Origin of the sequence: Actinomadura sp. NBRC 104412 (genome assembly GCF_030269515.1) — a bacterium.
GTDB lineage: Bacteria > Actinomycetota > Actinomycetes > Streptosporangiales > Streptosporangiaceae > Spirillospora.
The window spans coordinates 1-1086 of sequence record NZ_BSTM01000091.1 but is presented as its reverse complement, the minus strand read 5'-3'; the positions used below and the strand labels follow the sequence as shown (position 1 = coordinate 1086).

The 1086-nt window shown below is 69.7% G+C and carries 1 protein-coding gene; it reads right to left on the bottom strand.

From position 1 onward, the window contains the following. Window positions 1-7 precede the first annotated feature (7 nt). The gene (locus tag QSK21_RS35850; protein WP_285702212.1) at window positions 8-988 is read right to left on the bottom strand and encodes an IS30 family transposase; all 981 of its coding nucleotides are present in this window, start codon (window positions 986-988) and stop codon (window positions 8-10) included. Between the last annotated feature and the right edge of the window lie 98 nt (window positions 989-1086).

The window sequence follows — 1086 nt, the reverse complement described above, 5'->3', positions numbered from 1 at the left end:
CCTGCCCTCAACCGGTGGAAGCAACTCCGCTGGTCAGTAGCTCGGCGAACACTTCCTTCGGCTTCTTGAACCCGAAGATAGCGCGGGGCCGGTTGTTGAGTTCGTCGGCTACGGCCTGCAGGTAGTCCGGGTCGTTGGTGATCGTGGTGCCTTTGGGGAAATACTCCCGCAGCCAGCGGTTGGTGTTCTCGTTGGTTCCCCGTTCCCACGGCGAGTGCGGATGCGCGAAGTACACCGGCAGGCGGGCCTTGAGGGTGATCGCGGCGTGTTCGGCCATCTCCGACCCGCAGTCCCAGGTCAGCGACCGGCGCACCACCTCGGGCAGGTCCTTGACCTGGTCGATGACGGCCTCGGAGACCGTGGCGGCGTCCCGCCCGGCCAACGGCACCAGGACCACGAACCGCGAGACGCGCTCCACCAGCGTGGCCACCGCGGTCCTCCCGTCCTTGCCCACCAGAAGATCCCCCTCCCAGTGCCCGGGGACCCGCCGGTCGATGGCATCGGCGGGCCGCTCGTCGATCCAGCGGATCCCGCGGATCCGCGGCGCCCGCGGTGCGCGGCCGTGCGCGGGCCGGCGGCGGGTGCGGCCCGACCGCAGCGCCAGGCCCTGACGTTCGAGCTCGCCCTTGGGCAGTGCGTAGATCCAGCCGTAGATCGCCTCGTGAGACACCCTCACATGCTGGTCGGCGGGGTGGTCGATCGGCAACCGCCCGGCGACCTGCTGCGGGGACCAGCCCTGCTTGAGCAGTTCGACCACCACCAGCCGCAGGTAGGCGTCGGCGTCGATCCTGCGGGTCTTGGGACGCCGCCGCGTCCGCCACGCCGTCCGGCCGGCCCGCGCGGCCCGGTAGGCGTCCCGTCCGCCGTGCCGGGCGATCTCGCGCGAGATGATGCTCGGGCAGCGCCCGATCCGTTCCGCGATGACCTGGTTCTGCACTCCCTCGGCGATTCCCCGGGAAATCTCTTCCCGGTCGGCCAATGTCAGCATGTGTCGCACCGCCCCCACAGCAGCTCCCCCCGACGATCAACTCGCCGAGCAGGACTACACCACCACAAGATCAATTGCTACGACCGATTGAGGGCAGG

Coding starts and splice junctions, on each gene's coding strand:
- QSK21_RS35850 (WP_285702212.1), bottom strand. CDS start 988: ATGCTGACATTGGCCGACCGGGAAGAGATTTCCCGGGGAATCGCCGAG.